This window comes from uncultured Rothia sp., assembly GCF_937976295.1.
Classification (GTDB): Bacteria; Actinomycetota; Actinomycetes; order Actinomycetales; family Micrococcaceae; genus Rothia.
This window is the reverse complement of sequence record NZ_CALJRY010000248.1, coordinates 1-2300: the sequence shown is the minus strand read 5'-3', so window position 1 is coordinate 2300 and position 2300 is coordinate 1. Positions and strand designations below refer to the sequence as shown.

The window sequence follows — 2300 nt, the reverse complement described above, 5'->3', positions numbered from 1 at the left end:
CCATGAAGAGCATGTCTGTCTCTCGCCGTACCCTCCTGACCGGCACCGTTGCCCTGGGCACCGTTGGTCTACTGGCTGCCTGCGGTGGCTCGAAGGAGAAGGTTGGCGGTAGCGCCGCTAGCAATGCTGCAGATATTCTGAATAACCTTCAGATCAACAAGCAGGACCGTTCCTCCCTCAAGCAGGGCGGCACCCTGACCCTCGCAGCTACTGCGCTGGGCCCCAACTTCAACCTGCTGACCCAGAGCGGCTACACCTCCAGCAATCTGGATGCACTGGCACCCTGCAACATCCCCGCTGTCATGGGCTTCTACACCATGAGCCCCGACGGTGAAGGTACCCTCAACCCCGAGTTCTGCACCGAGCACAAGACCGAAACCGTTGACGGCGTGCAGACCGCGACCTTCAAGATCAACCCCAAGGCTGCCTTCAACGACGGCACCCCCATGGACGTGAACGCTGTTCGCGCCATGTGGACGGTCTACCGCGCAGCTACCGACAACCCCTACCACATCACCGATAACACCATGTGGCAGCAGGTTGAAAGCATCGAGGCTGTTGACGGCGACAACTACCACGTCAAGGTCACCATGAAGACTCCGTACTACCCCTCCGAGGGTCTGTGCGCCTTCGCAATCCACCCCGCACTGGAAGACGTCAACCTCTTCAACGAAGGCTTCGTTGACAAGCCCCTCGATCAGTATTGGGCAGGTCCCTTCAAGGTCGGCGAGTGGAACTCCTCCCAGAAGGTTCTCACCCTGGTTAAGAACGACAAGTGGTGGGGTGAGAAGCCGGTCCTGGACCGCATCATCTGGCGTCAGATGGACTCCGAAGCGATCCGTGCAAGCTTCAAGAACGGTGAGCTGGACGCGTTTACCTTCGTTGGCGCAACCAGCTACAACGCTGTGAAGGGCCAGGCAGGCACCGAGATTCGCCAGGGCCAGAACACCAACGTCAACATTATTCAGCTGAACCCCAAGCGCATTGAGGACCTGGCACTGCGCCGCGCAATCCTTGCAGCAGTCGATCGCGAGCAGATTGCTAAGGCATACTTCTCGCAGCTCGGCTGGACCGAGCCGCTGCCCGGCTCCATCATCGCGATGCCGTTCCAGAAGGGCTACCAGAACAACTACGCTGGTGACACCGGTGCAGCGGCTGCAGGCAAGATTCTGGAGGCTGCAGGCTACTCCAAGTCCGGCGACTACTACGCCAAGGACGGCAAGGTTGCTGGCTTCGCCATGACCTCCTTCGGCTCCGAAGCGGTCTACCAGGCTGTTTACCAGATCCTGGAGCAGCAGCTGAAGTCCGCAGGTATCCGCCTGAGCGCTGACAACCAGCCGCAGTCCAACTCCAACTCCGTGCTTGGCCAGAAGAGCTACGAAGCAATCTTCACCGGCTGGGGCATTCTGCCCGACATGGCTTCCTCGGCACCTTACTTCTTCACCACCGAGGTGTTCGAGGTCGGCGACCCCGAAGTCGATAAGCTCATCGAGAAGCTGCAGAACACCGAGAACGAGGACGAGCGCATCAAGATCGCTAACGAGGCGGAGAAGCTCTACTACGAGAAGGTCGCAGTGTACCTGCCCTACGCAAACGGCCCGATGTACGCCGCTGTCAAGGCTAAGGTCGCTAACTACGGTCCGTCCCTGTTCAAGCAGAGCTACACCAGCGCCGACTACTGGGTCAACGTTGGCTGGCAGGAGTAATACCCCCTGAGGTAATGCTCTAGCCGTCCTATAGGACAATAAAATCCCGGGTGCTCTCATGAGAGAGTGCCCGGGATTTTTCTGTACTTTCTAAGTTTCTGTGCCCTCTAAGGGATATGTAATTACAAAAACTGGGGGAGAGGAGCGCCGTCGTGACCGGTTGCTACCACTCGCCCAAGTACAGGGCACGCTCCTGCAGGTACCTCAACAGGTTCGGGTTCTGTCGCAGATAGAAAATGCGGTAAATACCGCCTCCAGCAACGATAAAAGCCAAAGGAAAACCCAAGATAACGAGCACACGGCTCATATTGGCGGAAAGATCAAAAGGATCACCGCTGGTCGCAACCAACACAATCCACAGAGAATAACCCGCACAGGCCAGCAGAGTGCCCCACATGCCGCGCACCAGCCAACTCACCAGCGTTACCGCAATGACCCACGCCACCGCCAACGTGAACTGGTGCCGCTCCGCCTGAGCCCACGGAAGCGCCCCCACGTAAATAATTGCGGGGATGCCCAGGTACCCGGGGATATTCAGTGAGGCAAGAATGTTCACGCAAAAATAGCCCAAGAAAATAGCGCTCAACGAGGAGG

General features: G+C 58.0%; 1 protein-coding gene and 1 pseudogene. One reads left to right on the top strand and one right to left on the bottom strand.

Annotation, left to right across the window (positions count from 1 at the left end):
- Window positions 1-2: 2 nt before the first annotated feature.
- Window positions 3-1706 (top strand): ABC transporter family substrate-binding protein, encoded by a 1704-nt coding sequence (locus Q0216_RS06640; protein WP_298593931.1) that lies wholly within the window; start codon window positions 3-5, stop codon window positions 1704-1706.
- A 163-nt stretch (window positions 1707-1869) separates the two neighbouring features.
- Here Q0216_RS06640 and Q0216_RS06635 read toward each other — a convergent pair.
- Window positions 1870-2300: pseudogene (locus Q0216_RS06635) on the bottom strand (dihydrodipicolinate synthase); the annotation flags it as partial.